Raw genomic sequence first — 23,984 nt, forward strand, 5'->3', positions numbered from 1 at the left:
GCTCACGGCTGACTCACCTCTTTCGGTAGCGCGAAGCGGACGTCCTCGGTCGGCGTCCCGTCCTCGGTGACGGACACCGGGCCCAGCCCGGACAAACAGCGGATCAGATTGTCGACAAGCTCCGGCGGGGCCGACGCGCCCGCGGTGATGCCGATCCGTTGAGCACCGGCCAGGAGATCCAGCTCGAGTTCGCCCGCGTCGTCGACGAGTACTGCGCGGGTGCCCGCCGCCTCGGCGACCTCGGCGAGTCGTTTCGAGTTGGACGAGTTCTGCGAACCGAGCACGATCACCAGGTCGGACTGCTCGGCGATCTCGCGTACGCCGGCCTGGCGGTTGCTGGTCGCGTAGCAGATGTCGTCGGTTCTCGGTCCGGTCAATGCTGGGAAGCGTCGTCGCAGTACTGCGGCTGTCTCGGCCGCTTCCTCGACGGCGAGCGTGGTTTGCATCGCGTAGCCGACCTTTGCCGGGTCGGGGATGTGAACGGTCTCGGCGTCGGCTGGGTTGGAGACGATGATCACGTGCTCCGGCGCCTCGCCGATCGTGCCGATGACTTCCTCGTGGTCCGGGTGGCCGATGAGTACGACGGTGGTGTCGCGGGCGGCGTACCGGCGTACCTCGTGGTGCACCTTCGCGACGAGGGGGCAGGTGGCGTCGATGACCCTGAGGTGACGCTCGTCCGCCTGCCGTCGTACGGCCGGGGCGACACCGTGGGCCGCGAGTACGACGAGGCTGCCTTCGGGGACGGCATCCAGTTCGTCGACGAAGACCGCACCGCGGCGCTCGAGGTCATTGACGACATGCCGATTGTGAACAATCTGACGACGTACGTAGACCGGAGCCCCGAACCGCTCCAACGCCCGCTCCACCGTCTCGATCGCCCGCTCAACTCCAGCACAGAACGACCGAGGCGCCGCCAGCACCAGTTCCCGCCCGCCCACAGCCTTCGCCCAAGCATCAATTGCCGGTGCGGTACGCCGAAGCCGCGCGAGCGCCTTCACCCCACGAGCCGGCATCCCAACCCGCCGCAACGGCAGCGCCGGCGTATCAACCACCACCCGCACAACCACGGTCCGCCCGTCATCCCCCGCCAACAGCGCGGACTCGGTGTCGACAGCAATCGCCCCGGTGGCCGCCAACATCGCCCGCCCCTCCGCGGAGTCGACAACGTGGTCGGTAGTCACAATCGGCCCGAGATGAACAGTCATCCCCAACCGCCGCAACTCCCCCGCCGCAAGCGCAGCCCCAAAACACGCCACCACGCGACCGGCCTCGCCTTGAGGCGGGCGGCTCAGGTGGCGGATTTCGGTTGCGACGATTATGTCGCCGGGCGCGATGTCGTTGGTGAGGGCGCCGGCGACGCCGGCGATGAGGGTGGGGCCCTGGGTTGGTCTTGCGCGGGAGCGGCCGGTGCGGATGAGGGGGGTGGTGAGTTTGTCGCGGAGGGCGAAGTACTCGGCATATAAGGGGGTGTAGACGACGGGGGTCATCGGTTTCTCCCGAGGTAGCGGCCTAGGGCCCAGATCGGGAAGACGATGCGGTACAGGTGGTAGCCGATGTAGAAGTCGCCGGGGAAGCCTGTGCCGGTGTAGCGGTGCTCGTCCCAGCCGCCGTCCGCGCGCTGGGTGTCGACCAGGTAGGCGATCCCCCGGCGTACGGCGTCACCTCGTTCGTCGGCGGCGAGGAGCGTGAGGAGCGCCCACGCGGTCTGTGACGGGGTGGAGTCACCGCGACCGATCCACGCCGGATCGACGTACGAGCGAAGGTCCTCGCCCCACCCGCCGTCCGCGTTCTGGTGCTCCTCGACCCACCGCACCGCCCGCTGGATGACGGGATCGCGCGCCGACATGCCGACAGCAATCAGCGCAGGTACGACGGCACCCGTGCCATAAACGTGGTTCGTCCCCCAGCGCCCGAACCACGACCCGTCCTTCTCCTGCGAGTCCAGCAACCACCGCACCCCACGCTGACACTCAGCAGATTCGCTCCGCCCTTCAGCCGCCAGCATCTCGACCACATGCGCCGTCACATCAGCCGACGGCGGATCGATCACCGCGCCGAAGTCGCAGAACGGCAGCTTCAACGGCGTCGTGTCGGTGTTGTCCGCGTCGAACGCACCCCAACCGCCATCAGCAGACTGCATCCCGGCCGTCCAGTCGACCGCATCATCCAGCGCCTTCCGCAACCGACCCGGCTCAGGATGCTCAACCCTCCGCAACGCCAGCACGATCTCCGCGGTGTCATCCGTATCCGGGTAGCCATCGTTCGCAAACTCGAACGCCCACCCACCCGACACCAGCCCAGGACGCCTTACCTGCCAGTCCCCCGGCGCATCGATCTGCTCCGCAAGCAACCAATCGGTTGCCTTGAGCACCGTTTTGTCATCCGGCTCGACCCCCGCGTCGAGCAACGCCCCGACCGCCAGCCCGGTATCCCACACCGGCGACTGACAAGCCTCCAACCACCGCACCGGCCCGTCAGCAGTCTCCGCGTGCACAGTGAAACCCTCGAGCCCGCGCAACCCCGCCGCCATCACCGGATGATCGATCGCATACCCCATCAGATCCAGCGCGATCAGCGAGTACACCCACGGCGGCTGGATCCCACCCCACCCGCCATCGGCCTCCTGCCGAGCCACGATCCACTCCACAGCCCGTCGCATCGCCAACCGCCGCAAGCCCTTCGACGGCCCGCGCGGCCCCCACCTCGAGTACGCATTCAGTACGACGTCCAGCCGCTGAAACGCCCCCTCGAGCGTCCACGGTGCCAGGCGCGACGCCACCGCCGTACCAGCCCGCAACTCCCCCACGGTGAAGGCGACCGGACGCACTGGACGATGCGCGCTCACGATCGTCAGCGGCACGATCGTCTGCCGCGCCCAGCACGCCCAGTTGTAGACATTCAACGGCGCCCGACTCGGCAGGAAGATCAGCTCCGGCGGCAGATCAGGACAATCGTCCCACTTCCACAAGCCGAACAGCGCCAGCCAGATATGCGTGAACACCCGAGCCTTCTCGACCCCACCCGCAGAGCGGATGAACCACGCGGCCTGAGCCATGTGCGCGGCGGCCGGATCATCGCCGGCCATCCGCAACGCGACCCACGACTCGACCGTCGTCGACAGATCACCCGGCCCGCCCGGGAACGTCGCCCACGTACCGTCCTCGCGCTGCTGCGACCGGATCCACCGAGCCGTCTCCGCGTCGGTCTGCGCAGTAGCCACACCGAGGAAGTGCCGCAGCATCAAGTCCTCGGCGTCCATCGTCACGTTGGTTGCCAGGTCGCCCTTCCACCAGCCGTCGTCGTGTTGCAACGAACGCAGGTACTCGACCGCCGCGTCGAGGCACTCCCCGACGCGCAGGTCGGCGTCGGCCACCTGTTCCGCCGTCACAGCTGCCGCTCCGCGATGAACTGGGCCAACTGATCGAGCTGATCCCGGTTGGCCGGCGCGATCCCCGCGGCGTCGAGCGCCTTCCCGGCCTTCCGCACCCGCTCCTCGGCCTCAGCCAACGCCCACTCACGACCGCCCGCATCCTCCACGAGTACGGCAGCCCGTCGTACGTCGTCCTCGCTCGGAGCATCGGTCTCCGCGAACCACGCGGCCAACTCGCGGCCGTGCACACCGCCGTACTCGAGGGACCAGACGACCGGCAGCGTCTTCTTGTGTGCGCGCAGATCGGAGAACACAGGCTTGCCGGTCTTCGCCGGCGCTCCCCAGATGCCTAGTAGATCGTCGACAATCTGAAAGGCCAGGCCGAGCTCCCAGCCGTACGTGCGGAACGCCTCGCAGGTCTCGGCATCGGCTCCCGCCAGGATCGCCCCGAGCTCGGCCGATGCACCGAGCAACGAACTTGTCTTGCCCGCCGCCATATCCACGCACTCCGGGAGGCTGACCGAGTCGCGCCGTTCGAACGCCACGTCGAGCACCTGTCCGCGGATCAGCTCGCGGGTGGCAACGGCCAGCGCGTGTCCGGCATGAACGGCGTACGGTGAGTTGCACTCGGCAAGCACTTCGTCGGCGAGACAGGCGAGCGCGTCGCCGACCAGTACGGCGGTCGCGTCGCCCCAGATCGCCCAGACAGTACGGCGGTGGCGGCGTTGCGTGTCGCGGTCCATCAGGTCGTCGTGAATGAGCGAGAAGTTGTGGATCAGCTCGACCGCAACACCACCGGGCACCGCGGGCTCGGGCGAGCCGCACACAGCCTCCGCGACGAGCAGAGTCAGCCCCGGCCGGATCGCCTTCCCGGAGTTCGCGCCGGTCGGTCGTCCGTCCTCGTCACACCAGCCGAAGTGGTACGACGCCACCAGCCGGCTGTGCTCATCGAGCCGATCCAGCGCCCGCCGCAGGTGCGGATCCACCAGCTCCCGCCCCCGGGCGAGCAGATCCAACACATTAGTTGCCGAAGGCATCCTCTCCACAGCCGTCACAAGACCACACCCCCAACCGGCGGCTCCGCCGACTCCGGGGAGGCCGCGGGCGCGGCGGTCCGGCGCAGGACGGAGGTTGCGGCGGCCTCGCCGCTGCGGACGGCGCCTTCCATGGTGGCGGGCCAGCCGGTGGCGGTCCAGGCGCCGGCGAGGTGCAGGCCGGGGCGGTTGGTGGTCGCGTCGGGGCGGAAACGGCCGGTGCCTGGTACCGGCCGGAAGGTGGCATGTCGCTCTCGGGTCACGAAGAACTCCTTCACACGCGCGTCGGCGGCCGCGGGGAGCAGCCGCCGGAGGGCAGGCACCAGCACGTCGCGTAGTTCGGCAACCGGGGTGTCGATCAGCTCATCGGCCGCCGACAGCGAGACGGCGATGTACTGCTCGGCCGGATTGCTTCCACTCTGGACGGTCCGGTCGAAGACCCACTGGAGTGGACTGTCGACGCCGGCAACGAACGGCTCGTCGAGCACGACGCGGTCGAACACCACGTGAGCGTTGACGATCGGAGAGCTGCCGAGTGCCTCCGCCCACCCGGCCGGCAAGTCCACCGCGTCCTCCGGCAGCAGGCTCGCGGCATCCGAGGGCGGCACCGCGAGTACGACGTCGTCGTACCGCTCCCCCTCGATCGCCCACGAACCATCCACCGCGTCCAGAGCCCGTACCCGCGCCCGCAACCGAACAGCAACCCCTGCAGCCGTCAGAGCACGCGCAGCAGCCTCACCGTGCAACTGCTGCAACGGCACCAACGACCACCCGATATCCGCAGCATCACTCCGTTCAAGCAGACCAACCTGGAACACTGTCGCCGCGACAGCAAGCGACGCGTCATCGGCACGCGCGTTCAGCGTCGCAATCCCGATCAACTCCCACAGCGCCTCGACCGCCCGCGCGTCCTGCCCGTGCTCCGCCAGCCAGCCACCGAACGACTGCGCATCGGACGACGCAGCAGTCCGATCCACCCGCCCCATCGCCAACGCGCCGCGCACCGCGGCAACCCGCTCACGCACACTCAGCCAGCGGTACGTCGCCAGCGCCGGCCCGAGATGCAACGGCGCCGGCATCCCGTTCCGCCGGATCCGCCCGACGCCGCCACGCCGCCCACTCCGCACCGGTACGTCGAGCCGCGACTGCAGCTGCACCTGATCCCGCACGCCAAGCCGATCGAGCAGCCCGAGGTACGACGTACAGCAGCGAAGGAACACATGCTGCCCGTTGTCGATCCACCGCCCGTCCCGCTCGAAAGAATGGGTCAGCCCGCCCAACTTCGGCCGCCCCTCCAGCAGCACCACCTCACAGCCAGCATCGGCCAACTGCAGCGCCGCGGTGATCCCGGCCAGACCACCTCCGACGACAGCGACCCTCCTCATGAGCGCCCTCCCGCAAGCGAGGTGAGCGCGACCTGTGCCTTCTCCCCCGCCGACAACGACAAACGCTGGTCGTACACCAACACCGGATTGGCTCCGATCCGGCGGAGCAGGTGGTGGTAGATGCCTGACATCGCCCGGCAGGACGCACCGCTGCGCCAGTCGAGGTACGGCAGCAGACGCCAGCCGAGCGAGTACCAGTCCTGCGCGCGGCCCGCGGCGTACCGGATGTAGCCGGCCAGCCGGCCTTGTGGATCGTCGAGGTTGCCGTGCTCGTCGAGTTCGATCCGCACGTCGAAGCGTTCGAGTTCGTCGGCCGGCAGGTAGATCCGGTCGTTGGTCAGGTCCTCGCGGATGTCGCGCAGGATGTTCGTTTGCTGTAAGGCGATACCGAGCTGGTCGGCGTACAGGGCGAGCGTCTCGAGGTCCGACGAGCCGGTCGGGCCGAAGATCGACAGACACAGCCGACCCACGGATCCTGCGACGCGCCGGCAGTACACGACCAGCTCGTCGAAATCACCGATGCGTACGTCGGCCAGGTCGGTCTCGACACCCGCGACCAGCTCCTCGAAGGCCCCGAGCGGCACCGGGTACCGGCGCGCCGCGTCGGCGACCGCGACGTACACAGGCTCGTCGACATCCCCCAGCCGACCGAGATCCTTGCGTACTCCGGCAAGTGCCGTGCGCTTCTCCTCGAGCGGTAGGTCACCGTCGCCGATGTCGTCGATCTGCCGCGCCAACGCGTACAGCGCCGACAGCGCGTTGCGTTTCGGCGGTGGCAGCAGCCGGATGCCGTAGTAGAAGTTGCGTGCCTCGGTCCGGGTGATGTCCAGGCAGGCGGCATACGCCTCCGCTACGGTCGACGTCATCGAGCGACCGCCCTGACCAGCAAGCGGACCGTATCGAGTTTGGACGGCTGGGCCTGCTGAGCCAGCACATCGCCTCCGGTACGACGCAACGCCCGCACCGTCGCCTGACCGCCGGCCACGAACCCGGCCACGGAGATCCGCGCCCAGCCGTGCAACCGGCCAACGATCGCTGCACCTTCGTCGAGCATCTTCGCGGCCCTCGCAGTCTCGAAAATCATCAACTCGCGCAGTTGCTGTGTCGCCTGACGTTGATCGAGATCGGTCTCGGCCACGCCGTACGTCGTGAGGTCGGCCTGCGGCAGGTAAATCCGGCCGGCGCGGCGATCCTCCGCGACGTCCTGCCAGTGCTCGACCAGCTGCAGCGCCGTACACACCAGATCCGACAGGCGCTCGGTCTCGGGACCGTTGACGTCGAAGACGCCGAGCACCATCCGGCCGACGGGATCGGCGGAGAGGCGGCAGTAGCCGACGAGGTCATCGAACGTCCGGTAGCGCGTGACCGTCTGGTCCTGCAGATTGGCCTGGATCAAGCGGTGGAAGGGATCCGCCGGCAGGTCGTGCTGCCCCACGATCGGACGCAGTCGGCGCAGTACCGGATGGTCGGGCTCTTCGTCGGCCCAGATGCGGTCGAGATCGATCTTGAACGCACGCAGCGCCGCCGTACGGTCGCCGGCATAGCTGTCGCCGAGTTCGTCGACGGTCCGCGCGAAGCCGTAGACAGCGTGCAGCGACTCCCGGTGCGCGGCGGGCAGGAGCTTCAGTGCGACAGGAAAGTTCTCAGTGTGTTCCTTTCTGCCCAGTTGACGGTCGGAAGCTACGTTCTGCAGTCCGTCTGGATGCACAGTTCCATGATGGGAAGCGGTTTCATGCCAACTCTGCCCCGGTGACGAACATTCGGAGAGCCAGAATTTGTCACGGGATTACAGTTGGGCTCGATGGGTTCCCCCCGAGGAGTCTTTTAATGACCATCGCAACCTTCGACCGTGCGCGGCTCGAGGACGCTTTGCTCGACGGACTACCTGCCCTGGTGGCCGAAGTGCGGGACAGGCTGGCCGAGCACTGGCCGGACTACGCTGCCTTCCTCGACACCGACCGGGACGCGGTCGTGAAGCCCGCGGAGCTGTTCGTCCATCGCCTGCTGGACATGTCGATCGCCAACCTGGTCAATCCGCAACAGACCACCCTCGACCGCGCCGACGAGACGGTACGGCGGGTCTTCGAGGAGATCGGCCGACGCCAACTGCAGGAGGGCAACGATCTCACCCGATTGCTGACAGCGTTTCAACTCGGCGCCCGGGTCGCCTGGCGGCATGTCGCCGCGACAGCACTCCGATTGGAGTTCGCGCCCGACAACCTCGCCGCGCTGGCCGACTCGGTATTTGTGTTCGTCAACCAACTGTCCTTCTCCGCAGCCAACGGCTACCTGCAGGAGCAGATCGAGGACGCGATGGCACGCGAACGCCGCCGCGAAGACCTCGCCAACCTCCTGCTCTCCGGACGGGCCGGCACGGAAGCGATCCGGACTGCCGCGCAGCAGGCCGCTTGGCGGATCCCTGAGACCGCAGCGGTCGTCATCTACAGCGACGGCGATCAGGAGTCGGCCGGGACGCTCGTGGCCCGGCTCGAGCCCGGTGCGCTGCCGATTCGTCGCAACGCGGTCGTGGTCGGCGCGATCATTCCGGAACCGTCCGGTCCGGGTCGCCGTCTGCAGCTCAGCCGCGAGCTCGCCGGAATGGGCGCAGTGGTTGGCAATTCGGTTGCCCTGGCTCAGCTTCCGCGCAGTCTGGAGATCGCCCGTATCGCGGTCCGGTTGCGCAATACCGGCGTACTCACCGACGACCCGGTGTTCGCGGACGAGCATCTCGACGCGCTGATCGTCTGGCGGGACGAGGCCCTGGTGGCCGCGTTGCGGGAGGAGATGCTCGCGCCGCTCGACGGCGAGACGCAGGCGGCCCGCGAGCGGCTCGCGGAGACGCTGGCCAGCTGGCTGAAGCACTTCGGCGACCGGCAGGCGATCGCGCACGAGCTGAGCATCCACCCGCAGACCGTCCGCTATCGCATGGCCCGGCTCAGGGCCTTGTACGGCGATCGCCTGGACGATCCCGAATCACGCGCGCGCCTCTTCCTCGCCCTCGAGTGGCCCGGTCCTTAACCGCGCCAACGCCTGGTTGAGCTGAGCGGCCAGCGCCGGACCGTCGATCAGCTGTGGATCAGTCGCGAGACCGACTCCCAGGATGCCTGTCCAGCTCAGCGCACCGACGGCGAGCGGAGTCCCGGGCACCAGCGGCAGGATCGGATACACCCGATCGTGGGGCACACCCGCGAACGACATCTGTTCGGTCGTGCCGGGCATGTTCGAGACCACCGCGTGCAGGAATCGTTGTCCGTACACAGTCGGCGCGAACCAGCGCGCGAACGGCTCCGGCACGATCCGCAGCCCGGTCGCCAGCACGAACCGCGAAGCCAGCGCGCGCGTCGGCCGCTGCAGCCGCTTCGTCCGCGCCGACACCTCGGTGAGCAGCGCGTCGAACGGACGTCCGTCCACCGGCACCTCGACCATGATCGCGGCGGTCGCATTGCCCTCGGCCGCGCTGTCCGGCGTCCGAACCATCGTCGTCACCGAGAAGCGCAGCTGCCCGTTCACCGCTTCGGCGAGCCCGGGTGCGACGGCGTACACGCTGTCGGCGAGCAGGGCGATCAGCAAATCGGTCACGCGTACGCCGCGGGCGGACGCGGCTCGTCGTACGACGTCGAGCTCGACCGCCGCGGTGTCGAACTCGCGGCGCAGGGAGCTGGGCGGCAGCTTGGCCGCCGTACCGTCCGTTGCGAGTTGGGCGAGGCCGACCGCGGTGGCAACGGCTCGCGTCAGCCGGCCGGGGGCCGCGCCGGACGGCAGCTCGATCTTGGTCGGCGGCTCGAACAGACTGAAGGCTTGCAGGACCGTTCCGATGCCGTCGGCAATCGAATGGTGGACGAGCACCACCAGCCCGTCGGCACCGCCCGAGCCGATGTCTCGGACGATCGCGATCCGCCACATCGGACGGTCTCTTGGCATCGGCTGCTCGGCAAGGTCGCCGACGTAGCGCAGCAGACCGGCGTACCCGTCGGTGGACTGATGCTCGACGACGTGCCAGTCCAGGTCGACTGCGTCGGCCTCGATCCAGCGCGGCCGACGCCAACGGGACGTCGGTCCGAGGCGTTGGTGCATCCGCGGCAACTGCGCGAAGCCGTCGGCAACGATCTTGCGGACCTCGTCGATCGTCGGCCGTTGGCCGGACGGTTCGAGGACGACGATGCCGCCGACGTGCTGCGGTGCGCCGGTGCGCTCGATATGCAGGAAGAACGCGTCGGCCGACGGTACGACGATCCCCTTCACCGTGGCATCACCCGCTCGCCGAACCGGGCCGACAGCCGCCGGTACAGTCCCGGCGCAAGTGCGCGTATGGCGGGGGCGACCCGCAGCCAGCGGGGAATCCAGATCTCGGCGCGGTCGTTGGTGATGCCATCAACCAACGCCCGCGCGACGTCGCCCGCGGGCACAGGGCGCGGGCGCTTGCGGTCGTACGGCCGGCCGCGAGCGCTGAAGAAGCCGGTGTCGACGACGCCCGGGACGGTCAGGCTCACGGATACACCACTACCACGAATCTCCAGCCGAAGGCTCTCGGCGAAGATGTCCAGCGCAGCTTTGGTGGCGGCGTACACGGCTTCACCGGCAACCGCCGTACGCCCCGCGACCGAGCCGACCAGCGCGACGTGGCCGCTGCCTCGCTCGATCATTGACGGAAGCAAGCACCTGACCAGCTGCAACGGCGCCAGCAGATCCAGCGCAACCAGCTGGTCGATCTCCTCGGCCCGCATCTGCACGAACGGCCCGGACCACCCGAGCCCGGCGTTCGCGACCAGGATGTCGATCCGCCCATGAACAGCCAGCGCAGCATCCGCGACCTCAGCAGCGACACCCGGCAGGGCCAGGTCTCCAAGGACCGGTACTCCGTCAACCCGCGCGGCGACCTCAGCGGTTCGCTCCGCATCGCGCCCGTGCACCACCACCCGAGCGCCCGCCGGCGCGAATCGTTCAGCAACGGCCGCGCCGATCCCCGCCGACGCACCAGTGACCAGCGCAACCTTCCCGTCCAGCTGCATCACACCTCCCACTCCCCAGCATGATGCCAACAGCAACTACTCGGCCAGATGCGCGATCCGGGCGACGTACATGTTGGAACCGGCGTCCCGGAGGAGGTTCGCGGCGTGCCGCGCGGTCCGGCGGGCCACCTCCTGCTGCTGCGCAGCCTCGTGGATCAGAGCCAGGATCGAGGTTGCCTCGGCCTCGAGCAAGACCGAACGGAGTCCCCGGAACACCGCGAGACTGGCAAGGATCTGCCGCTCGGCGTCGTCGAGATCGCCCTGCGCCAGGCAAATTTCGGCGAGAGTCCCTCCGGCCAGCGCTGCACCCTGCTGACTGCCCTCGTCGCGATAGATCCGGACCGCCTCCGCCACGGTTTCCCGCGCCTCGTCAAGTGCACCCAGGCGGAACTGACAGTCGCCGAGGTTGTTCAACGTGTGCGCCCGGCCGATCGGGGCGTCGTCCAGCTCCAACGCAATCAGGTAGAGCTCGAGCGCCTCGGCGTTCGCATTCTTTATGTGCGAGACCAGCGCGGCGCCTCGGACCGCCGATGCCTCGCCGTGGCGGTCGCCGGCAGTCCGGGCGAGTCGTCGCATCTGCGCGAACGACTCCCGCGCGCCAGGCAGATCCTTCGCATACACCTGCGCGGAGCCGAGGCGGCCCAGCACCCATGCCTCGCCGTCCGCCCGCCCCTGCTCATGCGCCAGCTCGGCAGCGGCGGAGAACAGGTTTCGATGGTCCTGCCAACGACGCCGATGGCCGACGTACGGCCAGGTAATACCGGCGAGCTGCCAACTCCGGTCGGGATGCCCATGCGTCCCGGCCCACCGAACCGCGGCGACCAGGCTGTCCCACTCGGTGTCGAACCAGTCGTACGCTTCCCGTTCGCCCGCTACTCGAGCCGGTTCCACTCCCGGTCCGATCGGGTCGACGTACTGCGCGGCGTCGCCGGCGTACAGGCGCTCCATCGCGGCCAGACCGGAGTACAAGTACCAGTCGAGCATCCGCAGCTCCGCCGGCCGGCAGTCGTCGACCTCGAGACTCGCCGCGTAGTCGCGAACCAGATCGTGGAACCGGTAGCGGTCGACATCCGTGCGGATCAGCAGGCTCGCCTCGGCCAACTGATCGAGCCCGGCCGCCGCCATAGCTGAATCGGTCCCGAGCAGCGCAGCGGCCACGCCGACCCCGAAGTCGTCGCCGGGATGCATTCCGAGCAGGCCGAGCAGCCGTCGCGGTTCGCTCGGCAGCGCGTCGTACGACAACGTGAACGACTCCCGGACACCCTGATCGCCGACCGCGTAGGACAGCCGGTCGAGACGGTCCGCCCGCAGCCGCCCGGCGTACGCCGCAAGTCGTCCGGCCGGCAATGTACGCGCACCCGCGGCAGCGATCCGCAATGCCAGCGGCAGGCCCGCGCACAACCCCGCCAGCTCATCCATCGCCTCGCCATCGAGATCCGCAGCACCGCCGACGGCCTGCCGGAGAAAGGCCCTCGATTCCCCCGCCGACAACGGCTCCAACACTGTGCCGCTCGCCCCGACCGTCACTGCGAGCTCGCGCAGCGAGCGCCGGCTCGTGACGATCACCGCACTCCCCGCAGCGTTCGGCAACAGGGCGTGTACGTCGTCCACCGAGAGCGCATCATCGAGGACCAGCAACACCCTCCGACCCGTCAACGCCTCGCGGAACAGCTCCACCCGGGCCCGCGGATCGCTCGGGATCGCGTCCGAGCCGACCGCACAGAACCCGAGCAACTCGGCGAGTACGTCGTCGACCGGGCGATCACGCAGCCGCACTAGCCACTGACCGTCCGGGAACAAGTCCCTTGCCGCATGGCCGATCCGGACTGCCAGAGCTGACTTGCCGACGCCGGCGAGGCCCGACAAGACCAGAACCGGCAGACCGTTGTCGTTCGCGAGGAGGTCGAGGGCTTTGGCCAGCTCGTCGTCGCGACCGATGAAACCCGTTACCGGTAACGGCAAACGAGTCCGGGCGGTCCACGAGCTGTCTCCCGCAAGCAGTAGCTGATGCAGCTCACGCAGCTCCGGCGAAGGGTCCGTGCCCAACTCCTCCGCGAGCACGTGACCCACCCGGTCGTACGCCGCCAACGCTTCCGCCGTACGGCCGGACCGGTGCAGACCCTTCAACAGCAGCAACCACGCGTGCTCGCGCAACGGACTGTCCGTGGTCACCGCAGTCAGCTCCGCGACCGCCTCGTTGACCTGACCGATCACCAACCGCGCTTCGGCCCGCTGCTCCCGCGCATCCAGCCACTCGTCACGAAGCCCAGGCCCGAACCGCGCCGCCAACGTGCCCGTCGAAGCGCCACGCAGTACGTCGCCGTCGTGCCACCGCAATGCTTCCGTCAGCAGCTCCACCCGGCGCTCCGGACCTGCAGCCTCGGCGACAAGATCCCGGAACAGCACCAAATCCAGCTCATGCCCCGCCAGCTCGAGCCGATACCCGCCAAGCTCGTTCCGCAGCTCGGCCCCACTGAGCGCGCGCCGGAGCCGCGAGACAGCCGCCTGCATCGCGGCCCGCGGGTTCGACGGCAGGTCCTCGCCCCACACGTCGTACAGCAGCTGCTCGTCAGCTACGACCTGGTCCGGTCGCAGCAGGAGCGCGGCCAGTAGAGTCCGGACGCGCTCCCCCGGGATCACCGTGCGGGCGTCGTCGACCGACGCCTCGACCGCCCCCAGCACTCGAAACCGCACTAACCCATTCTCGTCCGGCGCGGGCTCACGCGCGCGCCGAACGATCAGGCGCGAACGGCAAGCGCTGTGAGCAGCGCGGAGACGATCCCGCCGTACAGCACGAGCAGAGCAATGAACGGCAGCACGCTGCCGACCGGTGCTCGGCTGCGGATGCTCTTGGTGTCGAAGTAGTTCAGGCTCGGACCCCAGCCGAACGGCGACAGCGGTGGCTCGCCGTTAGTACTCCCTGGCAGCCCGTGACCGCCGTACGTCGGCATCGATCCGTCTGGCAGTGCAGGCGGCGGCGCCGCCTTCTCCTCAAAAGGCACGCTTGTTCCTCCCCAGGAACCCACCTGCCGTCGCTCCTCAGCATCCCCAGCCGACAGGTGTCAGAGCCCACTCTGCACCACCAATACGAGACCTGGCATGCCCCAATTCCGGGTGTTCACGGACCGTCAATCTGTAGGCACGTGACGTATAGGCGCTGGTGCACCGGGACTGGCATCCTCGTGCCGTTCCTTTCCGCCCTGAACTAAGTTCTGAAGGAGCATTCGATGAAAGTGTCCGCCCGCCGCACGCTCGGCGTGGTCCTCGGAACCGCCGCCCTGATCGTCACCTCGGCCGCAGTGGCGTTCGCCGCCCCGCCGCCGAGCCTCCCCCAGAACGCCGACGGGTACGAGCAGTCGTTCTCGCCGGCGTACGACTACGACACCGACGGCTGCTACGCCACCCCCGCCATCGGAGCCGACGGCACGCTGAACCCCGGTCTCAATCCGACCGGAGCCGTGAACGGCAACTGCCGCGATCAGTCCGACCTCGACAACTCACAGACCTACTCCCGCGAGAAGTGCAACAACGGCTGGTGCGCGGTTGTGTACGCCAGCTACTTCGAGAAGGACCAGGCGTTGCCCGGCAGCAGCCTCGGCGGCCACCGGCACGACTGGGAGCACGTGATCTCCTGGATCAACCAGGCGTCGAACCAGGTCGAGTACGTGACCACGACGCAGCACTCGAGCCAGGTCACCTACGCCCGCTCGCAGGTCCGCTTCGACGGATCGCACCCGAAGGTCGTCTACCACAAGGACGGCGCGAGCACGCACTTCTTCCGCCTCGCCAACAGCAACGACGAGCCGCCGGAGAACCACTACCACGACTGGCGGTACCCGCCGCTGGTCGGCTGGAACGGCTACCCGAGCACGTCGCTGCGCGACATCCTGATGAACGCCGACTTCGGCTCGGCCACGATCAAGATCACCGACAAGGACGACCGGTTCCGCAACCTGCTGAACGCGTCCAAGCCCGCCGGGATCCCGTTCGATCCCTGGGCCTGACCTGACAGGGGGCGCGCTCAGTCCTGCTGGGCGCGCCCCCCCGGTGTGGTCAGCGAATCCGCGACCAGATCGATCATCGCCTCGTGCCGCTCGGCCGCGGTCTCGGCCTGACCGAGCGCGACCGTGTCGAGGAAGACCCGGCTGACCACCAGTTCGGCGGCCGTCTGCACCCGGTCCGGCTCGGCGACGACGTCATCGGCCCCACCCAGTACGTCGGCCACCGTCTCGGTCGCCTCGGCGAACAACTCGGCCGCCCGCTCCGCGATCTCCGGCCGCCCCTGCGCTTCCCGGAACACGATGATCCGGGCGGCGCGATCGTGCTCCAGCTCCTCCGCCATCGTCGCCACGATCGCCTGCAACCGCCCTCGTACGGTCCGGCCGCGAGCCGCGGATCGCAGTACCTCGCTCGGCGTCGGGCGCTCCTGCACGATCGCGAGCAACAGGTCGAGCTTGGTCGCGAAGTGGTAGAACACCAGGCCGGAGGGTACGCCGGCCTCGTGCGCGATCCGCGCCGTCGACGTCGCGTCGTACCCGTGCTCGGCGAACAGCCGCTCGGCAGTCTCGATGATGACCTGCCGCTTGGTGTGACGCGCGTGCGCGGGGGCAGTCATGATCCGGCTTGGTCAGCGGCTGGCCAGGCCTCACCCTTCCGCTCGGCAGCCAGCTCAGCGGATCGCCGCAGCGCCTTGAAGACGTAGTCCGGAACGCGCAGCCCGCGCCGGTGCGCGAACATCAGCTCGTACTCGGCGCGCCCGACCTTCTGCGCGTACTCGCGCAGGTCGTCCTCGCCGCCCCTGCTGATGTCCAGCGCCTGCATCACGTCACCGAACTGGGTCCGCTGGAGTTTGTTGTAGGCACCCACAACATCGAACGTACGCTTCCGCAGCCCGCGAGTCAGCCACCGCTGCCAGCCGGAGAGTTGCCCCCACAGCTCCGTCGCGGCCATCTGGTAGTAGGCGAAATGCCCCGGCTCCTGCCGCTTGATCGGCGCGATCACCGTGGCAGCGATCGCTCGCTCGCCGAGCTCGACGAGTCCGGTATGAAGCTTGTTGTAGGCAAGCACCGCGGACCGCTCGGTCGCCAGGCCGGTCAGGTAGTAGAGCATCCGGCTGATGTCCTGTACTCCGGGCACCTTGCCGAGCGCACCGAGCAGCTTCAGCTTGAAGTCGACGTCGGTCAGGTTCGCCTCGTGCGGCTCGATCCCGGCCAGCTCCTGCATCTGGTCCAGGATCAAGCCGTGCCGCGTCTCCTGCGGCATCCACACGTCCGCGTAGAACCGCCGGTCGACCTCGGGCGGATCCGGCAGCAGGATGTTCAGCTCCAGCACGTTCCGCTCGACCTCGAGCTCGACCCGGGTCATGTACGCAAGCACCGACCCGAAGCGCTCGGCCAGCAGCCGCGGACGCTTCATCGTGTAGTCGACGCTCTCGAGCGGAATCGGCGGATGTTCCTCGCCGAGGCGGTCGACATGGTCGGCCAGCTTGGAGTCTTCCCGCCGCCGACGGCTGCGCCGGCGCGGGACGGTGACATTTCGGATATCGCTCAACGACATAAGGCGGCACCTCGCTCGATCGACAGGGATGCCAGATCGATCCCCCACAGGCAAGCCTAACAAAGTAACTGACTGATCAGTCAGTCAGACCTTGTGATGCCGACAACAAGAAGGCGGGCGGCGGTCCGTCCGGACCACTGCCCGCCTGTCCTGCGTGCTACTTGGCGATCGTGTAGCTGACTGTGTCGTTACGCAGTACGTCGCCGTCGACCTTGACGATCCGCAGCGTGTGCGCCGCGTTCTTCAGGCCGGTCGCGCTGAACACCTGCTGGTTGGTCACGCGTGCGTCGCCGTGCAGGTTCACCCGGCGTACGAGCTTGCCGTCGATGAAGACGTCGGCGTTCCCCTGGTCCGGAGCGAGCTCCGTGCTCCACGCGACAGCCGTGCCCGTGAAGGCGAAGTTGACCGCCGCGCCGTTCGCCGTGGTGGCGTGGATGTCGTCGCGGTAGTCACCCCGGAACCGGAAGTCCAGCGGCACATTGCCGGCCGCCAAGGTCGCGAGGTACGCCGCCTTGATCGTCACGACCTTGCCGGCCACCGTGTAGTCGGTTCCCTTGACCAGGTCCTGGCCGGCGTTCGAGATGCCTGCCAGCTCACCGGGATCGCGGCCGAGCTCGACACTGACGTCGGCCGGGGCGCTCTTGTCGAACGTCGCCGAGTCCGGGTTCAGCAGGCTCTCCTGCCGGATGTTCAGCTTGTCGAGCAGCATGAACTGACCGGACTTCTTCACCGCGCGGATCGTGTGCGAGCCGTTCGGCAGATCCGAGACGCTGTAGACGACCTGCTGCGGTTTGTTGTGTCCCTGCGACGGATCCAGGTACGTGCTCACCGTCTGCTTGAACTGACCGTCGATGTAGATGTCGACGTCACCCTGTCCGGGATCCGTCTCCGTCACGTAGTCGACGCCGGTGCCGACGAAGCTGTACGAGAACGAGTCGCCGTCGGTCTCGGACCAGGCCACGTCGTCCTTGTAGTCACCGAGCCCTCGTCCCGTGCTCTGGTGCCAGTTGCCCGTGTAGGTGATCTGCGAGTCGTCGTTGTTGACCTCGAGCGTCCGCGAACCCGCATCCGCGGTCTTCGCCTGCGACGAGTCGGTGACCGTCACGGCCAGCGGCTCGGACACTGCTGGTACTTCGTAGTTGTTGTTGCGCTGCCAGGCGCCGTCGTACGCGACCCGCAGGTCGTCGTCGTTGACGCGGATCGAGGACGCCTTCTGCGGCGTGACCTTGAGCAGCTGGACGCCGTGGATCGGGATGTCCTTGCCCGTGAAGCCGCTCGCGAACTGACCGAGGTCCTTGTGCGCCCACAGGTCGCGGACCTTCGCGGGGCCGGTCAGGCCGAGGTCGGACCAGTTGACCGTCATGTCGGAGTCGGTCTGCCCGAGGTTGAACAGGGCAACGGTGTAGCTGCTATCGGGGTTGAGCGAGTACCAGACCTGCTTGTTGGTCTTCATCGACAGCGGCTGCGCCGGACGGCCCGCCTGGTTGACCGCGATCACTTCGGGGTTCGTCAGCAGGCTCACGCCGTAGTCGTCCAGCCGGGTCATGTCGTTGCCGACGTACATCGGCGCGGCCGAGACTGCCCACAGGGTGGCCGCCGTACGGCGTTCGTCCTTGGTGAGACCGTCCATCTGGCCGTTGCCGACGTCGAGCGAGTCGAGGTCGTTCCAGCCGCCCGGTCCTGCGTAGCGCCACCAGTCCGCCAGCTTCGGGAACAGCCGGTTGATGTTCTGCCACTGCGTCAGCGCGACGCCCGGGCAGTAGCACTCGACGTCCCACTCGATCCGCCAGCCGTTCGCGTACTGCTTCCAGGTGTCGGCGTAGTTGATGTCGACCGCCCAGGACAGCTCGAGCCAGATCTTGTGCCGGGCCAGCGCCGCGGACCACGCCTTCACGTCGCCGCGGGCGTCGAGCGACAGGTCGCTGATCCCCGAGCCGGGCGTGACGCTGTCGAACTTCAGGAAGTCCAGACCCCAGGAACCGAACAGGTCCGCGATCGAGTCGATGTACTTCTGCGCGCAGGGCTTGGAGAAGTCGATCTTGTAGCCGATGCCCCAGTAGTCCGCCTTCTGCAACGGCTGGACCGGCAGGTCACCGGTCTTGCACTCGGGAGCGCCGTACACCGGCAGGTTGGCGTCGATGACCTCCTTGCCGATGCCGGGGATCGCGTACAGGCCGACCTTCTGGCCGTTGGCATGGATGTGGTCGATCACCGCCTGCAGCCCGTTCGGGTAGAGCTTCTTGCTCGGCACCGGCCGGCCGTACGCGTCGATGCCGTCGTTCCAGCCGGCGTCGATGTTGATGTTCTTGTACCCGTAGGGCTGGAGCTTCTTGTGCATCGCGTCGGACTGCTTGATCAACTGGTCGGCGGAGATCCAGTTCCCGGCGCCGTCGTACACCTGCATGCTGTAGCTGCTCCACCCCATGTACGGGTGCAGCGCGATATCGCCGGCCGGGCCGCCGGACTGGACGTTGGTGTTCACCACCACTGGAGCCTGTACGGCGGCCTGCTGCGGGGCAGCCGTCTTGGGCGCGATCGGAGGCGTGCTGGTCTCGGGTGCTGCTGCGGACGTTGTAGCCGTCAAACCTGCCGGCAGCAGTACGGCGGCGAACAGACCGGTAAGCACGGTCCGAACCCTCCTGCTCCGAACGGATCTGGTCATGGCGGTGACCTCTCTGAGAGAACCGAATCGGATAGGATATTGGTTCTATTTACTTAACCGTGTCAAGATTCTGTGCGATATCGGCCCGGATTACTTCCAGGTCGCCGGTCCGTTCGAGCCTGCGTCGTACTCGTCGAGGGGTACTTCGCCGGCGCGCCACGCGGCGAGGACAGGCTCGACGATCTCCCAGCACCGTTCGGCCACGTCACCGCGCACCGAGAGGAGTGGGTCGCCACGGAGGATGCCGCTGAGCACTTCGCCGTACGGCAGGACGGAGGACGACGGGAGCGTCGCGTCGAGGAAGACCTGGCCCATCGTGTACGGGCCGTCGACCCCCAGAGCGGGGACGGACAGGGACAGCTCCCCCGGGTTCAGACCGATGCGCAGCGTCTCGCCGTCGCGCGCGCCGTTCAGACCGGAGGGCAGGTGCCGCAGCGGCTTGAACTTGACCACGATCTCCTTGCGCGCGACCCCGAGCGCCTTGCCCGAGCGCAGCGTGATCGGCACACCGGCCCAGCGGTTCGTGTCGACCTCGACCATCACCTCGGCCAGCGTCTCGGTCCCCCGCTCCGCGTCGACCCCGCCTTCATCGGCGTACGACGGAACCACGCGGTCGTCCGCGATCCCCGCGGCGTACCGGGCCCGTCGGCCCGCCTCGATCGCGGAGTCGCGGTAGAGATGCGTACTGCGCAGCGCACGCGCCATCTCGCTGCGCACCTCGACGGCGTCCATCGTCGCCGGTGCGTCCATCGCGAGCAGCGCGAGGACCAGCAGGAGGTGGCTCTGGATCATGTCGACGAGCGCGCCCGCGTTGTCGTAGTACTGAGCACGACCCTCGAGGCCGAGCGTCTCGTCGTACACGATCTCGATGCTCTCGATGTGCTCGGCGTTCCAGACCGGCTCGAACAGACGGTTCGCGAACCGCAGGCCGATCAGGTTCAGGACCGCGGTGCGACCGAGGAAGTGGTCGACGCGGTGCACGTTCTCCTCGGGCACGAGCGAGCCGACGAGCTGGTTGAGCGCGGCGGCGGACTCGGAGTCGGTGCCGAACGGCTTCTCGAACGCGAGCTCGGTCCCTTCCGGCAGCTCGAGCTCGCGGAGCTTCTCGACGATCGCGGTCGTCACGGCCGGCGGGAGGGAGAAGTACAGGACCGGCGCAGGACCGGCGAGCTCCAGGAGCGCGCGGAGGTGCTCGACATCGGTCGGGTCACCGGCGACGTACTCCGTCGTTGCGAGCGTGTCCGCTGCCGCCGAACTGATCTCGCCGCGGGACTCGGCGGTGCCGTCTGATGCCCTCGCTACGCTCGCGAACGCGGACCGGACCCGATCCGCCCACTCGTCCGCTGCGAGCTGGGACCGGCCGGTCCCGATGATGCGCACGCTGGTCGCCCGCGGTCCGGCGAGCAGGCTGCCCAGACCGGGCAGCAGCAACCGCGAGCTCAGATCGCCGCTGGCGCCGAAGATGACCAGGGTTCGTTGGTCCGTACCCGCCGAGGTTCGCTCGACCGGTAGCAGGGCCGCATGCGTTGTGATGATGCCTCCCAAGACTCGTGGCTCATCCGTGGAGCCACACCCAAAGACGCAACCGCGCCGAGGGTAATCGCATTCCCGCTAGGAAACGGGCGATATCTCAGGGGCTGGGTAGGGGGAATCCGGGAGACCGAGATTCCGCCAGACGAATCGCGGCACCCGGGCCAGGAAGCCGCGGACGAACTCCGAGCAGACCGCGATCGCGGGCTGGCTGTGCTCGCCGGGCGAGAACCAGGCCCACTCCTCCTCGATCGTGAACGAGGCCGGCGGGTTCGCCATCAGGTACTGCATCTGGCGCGGATGGATCACGTCGTACGCGAACTTCAGGTCCGGCGAGTGCACCGCGAACTGGCGGTTGAACGCCTCGCTCTCGAAGCTGATCCCGCCGCCGCTGAGTCCAATTCTGTAGGCCTTCCGCCCGACCTCCAGCCGCGGCATCCGGATCGGCAGCTGGAACCCGAGGATCGGCTCGCTGTGGTTCTCGGTCACCGTCCGGGTCTGCGTGCGGCCCTCGCTGTCGGTGTACGACTCGGTCCGCGCCGTCTTCCAATGGTGCGTGAACGCGACGAACGGCGGCCCGTCGCCGTCCCGGCCGCGGATCACCTCGCTGGTGCTGTGGGTGTGACCGCCACGGTTCACCGGCGTGAACTCCAGCAGGCTGTCGTCGACGCCGATCCAGTACCAGTCCGGGTGGTGATAGAACGTCAGCCGCGGCTGCGGCTCCGGCTGGATCCAACGGTCGAGCGGCGCCGCGTCGATGGCCGTTGCGATGGCGCCGAGCTGCTCCAGCCACGCGGCGAGCAGCTCGGGCTTCTCGCGCGGCGGGTTCAGCACCACGAGCTGATCGCTGTCGATGCCAACGTTCAACCCCGGTTGGCCCGCGGCCATCGCGCTCAGCTGGGAAGACACCTGCGGATTCATCAGCTCCGCGGCGAAGTCCGGCTCGAGCGCACCGACCTGCCAGCCCGGCCCCAGCTGCGGCGGAGCAGGCACGGCGTGCGCGAGGACGCCGTACCGCGGTCGGGTGTCACCGCCGGTGATCCACAACTCGGGCAGCCGCCGCGACAACGTCACCATGCCGACCCAACCCGACCAGTGCGAGCTGCTGTACTCGATCACCTGGAACGGTCGCCCGGCCGCGGTCAGGCCGGTGATCTGGTCATCGGGCTTCCGCACGAATCCGAGCCCGAACGGCGGATTGTTCAACCGCGCCACGGCGTCGAACGTCGGACTGTTGACGAAACTCCAGCCCCGCTCCCGCAACGAGTCGATATACCGCTGCCGGCGTACAAGCGCGACGATGCCCCAGGTGAGTCCGGCCGCGAACAGCACGATCACGACCACCACGAAGAGCTTCATCGCGCCACGATAGCGGCGCGAGGGGATCAGCCGAGGGCACTCGGGAGGGGCTCGGCGTGGATGATTTGGAGGCGGCTGACGGCTCGGGTGAGGACGACGTACAGGCGGTGGAGGCCGCGCGGCTCGGCGGCGACGATGTGGGCGGGTTCGGCGACGATGACGGCGTCGAACTCGAGGCCCTTCGCGAGGGTTGCCGGTACGCAGACGAGCCGGACGGTGTCGATCTCATCCTCGGTCTCGCCGATCAGGGCGACCTCGAGGCCTGCGGCGGCGATCACGTCGCGCAGCCTCGCTACCTGGTCGTCCGCGGCGATGAGTGCGACCGAGCCTTCGCCGGCGAGCGCGGACTTGCACGCGGCGATGACCTCGTCCACGAGAGTCGACTCAGTGGCCGGCACGACGCTCAGCGCGTCGGCGACCGTCCGGACGCCGCTCGGCGTACTCAGGGTCGGCGCGATCTCGGGCAGTAGCTTCGCCGCGAAGCGGATGATCTGCTCAGGCACGCGGAACCCTCGATCGAGCTCCTCCACGACGCCGTCGCTCTTGTCGAGATGACCGAGGACGCGGTCCCATGAACCCGCGGCCCACGGCGTCGTCGCCTGCGCCAGATCTCCCAGCACAGTGGCCGAACCGGTCCGGCACCGACGGCCCAGCGCCCGCAGTTGCATCGCCGACAGATCCTGCGCTTCGTCCAGGACGAGGTGACCGAGCGAGCCGGAACGCCGTTCGATCAGGTCCTCGAGCTCGTCGAGCAGGACGGTGTCGGCGAACGACCACTTCGCCGACTTCCACGATCGAACCGGCTTGCTCCACAGCAACGCCGTACGTTCCTCCTCCGTCAGCGCCGGAGCGGCCTGGGCGAGGAAGTCCGCATTGGAGAGGAGGCGATGCAGGATCTGCTCGGGTGCGACGCGGGGCCAGACCGAGTCGAGCACGTCCTTCACGGGCTTCGAGCGGGCGACAGCGTTCTGCACGCGGTCGTCCGGTGACTCCGCCCGCTCCTCCATCCGGACGAGTACGACGTGTGCGATCCGCTGCGCGAGCGCATTCCTGCCGGGCGCGTAGCGGGTCGACTCACGCAGGTCCGACACGATGTTGACGACCTCGTAGTCGTGCACCCGGTAGCGCCGGGATCCCTTGCTGTAAAGGACTCCCTCGGTCGGCGTACCGACGTACGACCACAACGCGCGCCGCAGGACGTCGGCCATCCGGGCATCGCCCTTCAGCCGCTCGGCCTCGGTCTCGTCGATCGCCGCGGTCGGGCGGGTAATCAGCTCGTCGATGGTGATCTGCCGTACGTCGACCTCGCCGAGCGCGGGCAGGACCTTGCGGATGTACGACAGGAACGAGCGGTTCGGGCCGACGATCACGACGCCGCCGCGGCCGAGGCGTTCGCGCTCGGTGTAGAGCAGGTACGCGACCCGGTGCAGACCGACAGCGGTCTTGCCAGTGCCGGGTGCGCCCTGCACACAGACGCTCGGGTGCAGCGGAGCGCGGACCAGGTCGTCCTGCTCCGGCTGGATCGTGGCAACGATGTCGCGCATTGGACCCGTGCGCGGCCGCTCGATCTCGGCCCGCAGGAAGGCATCCGCCTGATCGGTCTCGATGACGCCGGTCAGCGGCTCGTCCTCGAAGCCGGTCAGGTCGGCGTGGTCGGAGAACCCGTAGCGGCGGCGCATCAGCACCCGCTGCCGGTCGCTCTGGGTCGCCCGGTAGAACGGCACCGACACCGGTGCCCGCCAGTCGATCACCAGCGGTACGCCGCTGCCGTCGTGCACATGCCGGCGTCCGATGTAGATCTGGTCGAGGTCGGGAAGCGTGCCGTGCTCGTAATCGAGCCGGCCGAAGAACAGCGGTACGTCGGGCAGGTCGAGGAGCGCGTGGGTGCGCATCTCCTTGGCCCGCTGGTTGGCCTCGTTGGTGAAGCGTTCGTCGTTGTCCTCGCCGCCGATGACCTGGACGTCGCGGTCGACGACCTCGGCGTACATCCGGTGGAGAGCGATTTGCGCGGTGGTCAGGAAGGCCCGTTCGGCCTCGAGTTCGGCCATGCGAGAGTGCCTCGAATCGTGAACATGGGTC

At 68.2% G+C, this 23,984-nt stretch carries 18 protein-coding genes; 2 read left to right on the plus strand and 16 right to left on the minus strand.

What is annotated here, in order from left to right:
• Window positions 1-2 precede the first annotated feature (2 nt).
• Genes ispH through hpnC form a run of 6 tightly spaced genes read right to left on the minus strand, consistent with a single transcriptional unit; the run spans window position 3 to window position 7,497 of the window.
• Window positions 3-1,487, minus strand: a complete 1,485-nt coding sequence (gene ispH, locus ACQPYH_RS24585; RefSeq protein ID WP_432875659.1) for a 4-hydroxy-3-methylbut-2-enyl diphosphate reductase — start codon at window positions 1,485-1,487, stop codon at window positions 3-5.
• Entirely contained in the window at window positions 1,484-3,388 is a 1,905-nt protein-coding gene (shc, locus tag ACQPYH_RS24590; RefSeq protein ID WP_432875662.1) for a squalene--hopene cyclase, read from the minus strand. The genes ispH and shc overlap by 4 nt, the downstream gene beginning before the upstream one ends.
• Window positions 3,385-4,407, minus strand: a complete 1,023-nt coding sequence (locus ACQPYH_RS24595; protein WP_432875664.1) for a polyprenyl synthetase family protein — start codon at window positions 4,405-4,407, stop codon at window positions 3,385-3,387. Before ACQPYH_RS24595 ends, shc begins: the two co-directional genes overlap by 4 nt.
• A 14-nt stretch (window positions 4,408-4,421) precedes the next feature.
• Window positions 4,422-5,789: a hydroxysqualene dehydroxylase HpnE gene (hpnE, locus tag ACQPYH_RS24600; protein WP_432875667.1), complete on the minus strand. Its 1,368-nt coding sequence runs from the start codon at window positions 5,787-5,789 to the stop codon at window positions 4,422-4,424.
• Window positions 5,786-6,655 carry a squalene/phytoene synthase family protein gene (locus tag ACQPYH_RS24605; protein WP_432875670.1) on the minus strand — a complete coding sequence of 290 codons (870 nt, stop codon included), beginning with the start codon at window positions 6,653-6,655 and terminating at the stop codon, window positions 5,786-5,788. The genes hpnE and ACQPYH_RS24605 overlap by 4 nt, the downstream gene beginning before the upstream one ends.
• Window positions 6,652-7,497 (minus strand): squalene synthase HpnC, encoded by an 846-nt coding sequence (gene hpnC / locus ACQPYH_RS24610; RefSeq protein ID WP_432875673.1) that lies wholly within the window; start codon window positions 7,495-7,497, stop codon window positions 6,652-6,654. Before hpnC ends, ACQPYH_RS24605 begins: the two co-directional genes overlap by 4 nt.
• A gap of 119 nt (window positions 7,498-7,616) precedes the next feature.
• Between hpnC and ACQPYH_RS24615 the strand changes: the two genes are divergently transcribed.
• On the plus strand, window positions 7,617-8,807 hold the full coding sequence (locus ACQPYH_RS24615) for a PucR family transcriptional regulator (RefSeq protein WP_432875676.1): 1,191 nt from the start codon (window positions 7,617-7,619) through the stop codon (window positions 8,805-8,807).
• Here ACQPYH_RS24615 and ACQPYH_RS24620 read toward each other — a convergent pair.
• Genes ACQPYH_RS24620 through ACQPYH_RS24635 form a run of 4 tightly spaced genes read right to left on the minus strand, consistent with a single transcriptional unit; the run spans window position 8,763 to window position 13,800 of the window.
• Window positions 8,763-10,031 carry a wax ester/triacylglycerol synthase domain-containing protein gene (locus tag ACQPYH_RS24620; RefSeq protein WP_432875679.1) on the minus strand — a complete coding sequence of 423 codons (1,269 nt, stop codon included), beginning with the start codon at window positions 10,029-10,031 and terminating at the stop codon, window positions 8,763-8,765. The genes ACQPYH_RS24615 and ACQPYH_RS24620 overlap by 45 nt on opposite strands.
• On the minus strand, window positions 10,028-10,798 hold the full coding sequence (locus tag ACQPYH_RS24625) for an SDR family NAD(P)-dependent oxidoreductase (RefSeq protein WP_432875682.1): 771 nt from the start codon (window positions 10,796-10,798) through the stop codon (window positions 10,028-10,030). Before ACQPYH_RS24625 ends, ACQPYH_RS24620 begins: the two co-directional genes overlap by 4 nt.
• Window positions 10,799-10,834: 36 nt before the next feature.
• Window positions 10,835-13,492 (minus strand): BTAD domain-containing putative transcriptional regulator, encoded by a 2,658-nt coding sequence (locus tag ACQPYH_RS24630; protein WP_432875685.1) that lies wholly within the window; start codon window positions 13,490-13,492, stop codon window positions 10,835-10,837.
• A 44-nt stretch (window positions 13,493-13,536) separates the two neighbouring features.
• Entirely contained in the window at window positions 13,537-13,800 is a 264-nt protein-coding gene (locus ACQPYH_RS24635) for a hypothetical protein (RefSeq protein WP_432875687.1), read from the minus strand.
• Window positions 13,801-14,025: 225 nt separating this feature from the next.
• Here ACQPYH_RS24635 and ACQPYH_RS24640 point away from each other — a divergent pair, with 225 nt between their 5' ends.
• Window positions 14,026-14,802 (plus strand): NPP1 family protein, encoded by a 777-nt coding sequence (locus ACQPYH_RS24640; protein ID WP_432875690.1) that lies wholly within the window; start codon window positions 14,026-14,028, stop codon window positions 14,800-14,802.
• Between the two features lie 17 nt (window positions 14,803-14,819).
• Here the strand turns inward: ACQPYH_RS24640 and ACQPYH_RS24645 are convergent, their stop codons facing one another.
• From ACQPYH_RS24645 to ACQPYH_RS24670, 6 genes are all read right to left on the minus strand, one after another.
• Window positions 14,820-15,413, minus strand: coding sequence for a TetR/AcrR family transcriptional regulator (locus ACQPYH_RS24645; protein ID WP_432875693.1), 594 nt, complete (start codon window positions 15,411-15,413; stop codon window positions 14,820-14,822).
• Window positions 15,410-16,354 (minus strand): GTP-binding protein LepA, encoded by a 945-nt coding sequence (locus tag ACQPYH_RS24650; RefSeq protein ID WP_432875696.1) that lies wholly within the window; start codon window positions 16,352-16,354, stop codon window positions 15,410-15,412. The genes ACQPYH_RS24645 and ACQPYH_RS24650 overlap by 4 nt, the downstream gene beginning before the upstream one ends.
• A 157-nt stretch (window positions 16,355-16,511) precedes the next feature.
• Window positions 16,512-19,016 carry a X2-like carbohydrate binding domain-containing protein gene (locus tag ACQPYH_RS24655; protein ID WP_432875699.1) on the minus strand — a complete coding sequence of 835 codons (2,505 nt, stop codon included), beginning with the start codon at window positions 19,014-19,016 and terminating at the stop codon, window positions 16,512-16,514.
• Between the two features lie 90 nt (window positions 19,017-19,106).
• Window positions 19,107-20,561, minus strand: a complete 1,455-nt coding sequence (locus ACQPYH_RS24660) for a glucose-6-phosphate dehydrogenase (protein ID WP_432875701.1) — start codon at window positions 20,559-20,561, stop codon at window positions 19,107-19,109.
• A 66-nt stretch (window positions 20,562-20,627) separates the two neighbouring features.
• The gene (locus ACQPYH_RS24665; RefSeq protein ID WP_432875703.1) at window positions 20,628-21,905 is read right to left on the minus strand and encodes a hypothetical protein; all 1,278 of its coding nucleotides are present in this window, start codon (window positions 21,903-21,905) and stop codon (window positions 20,628-20,630) included.
• Window positions 21,906-21,931: 26 nt separating this feature from the next.
• On the minus strand, window positions 21,932-23,953 hold the full coding sequence (locus tag ACQPYH_RS24670; protein ID WP_432875706.1) for a HelD family protein: 2,022 nt from the start codon (window positions 23,951-23,953) through the stop codon (window positions 21,932-21,934).
• Window positions 23,954-23,984: the final 31 nt, after the last annotated feature.

Origin of the sequence: Kribbella sp. CA-245084 (genome assembly GCF_050942355.1) — a bacterium.
Taxonomy (GTDB): Bacteria; Actinomycetota; Actinomycetes; order Propionibacteriales; family Kribbellaceae; genus Kribbella.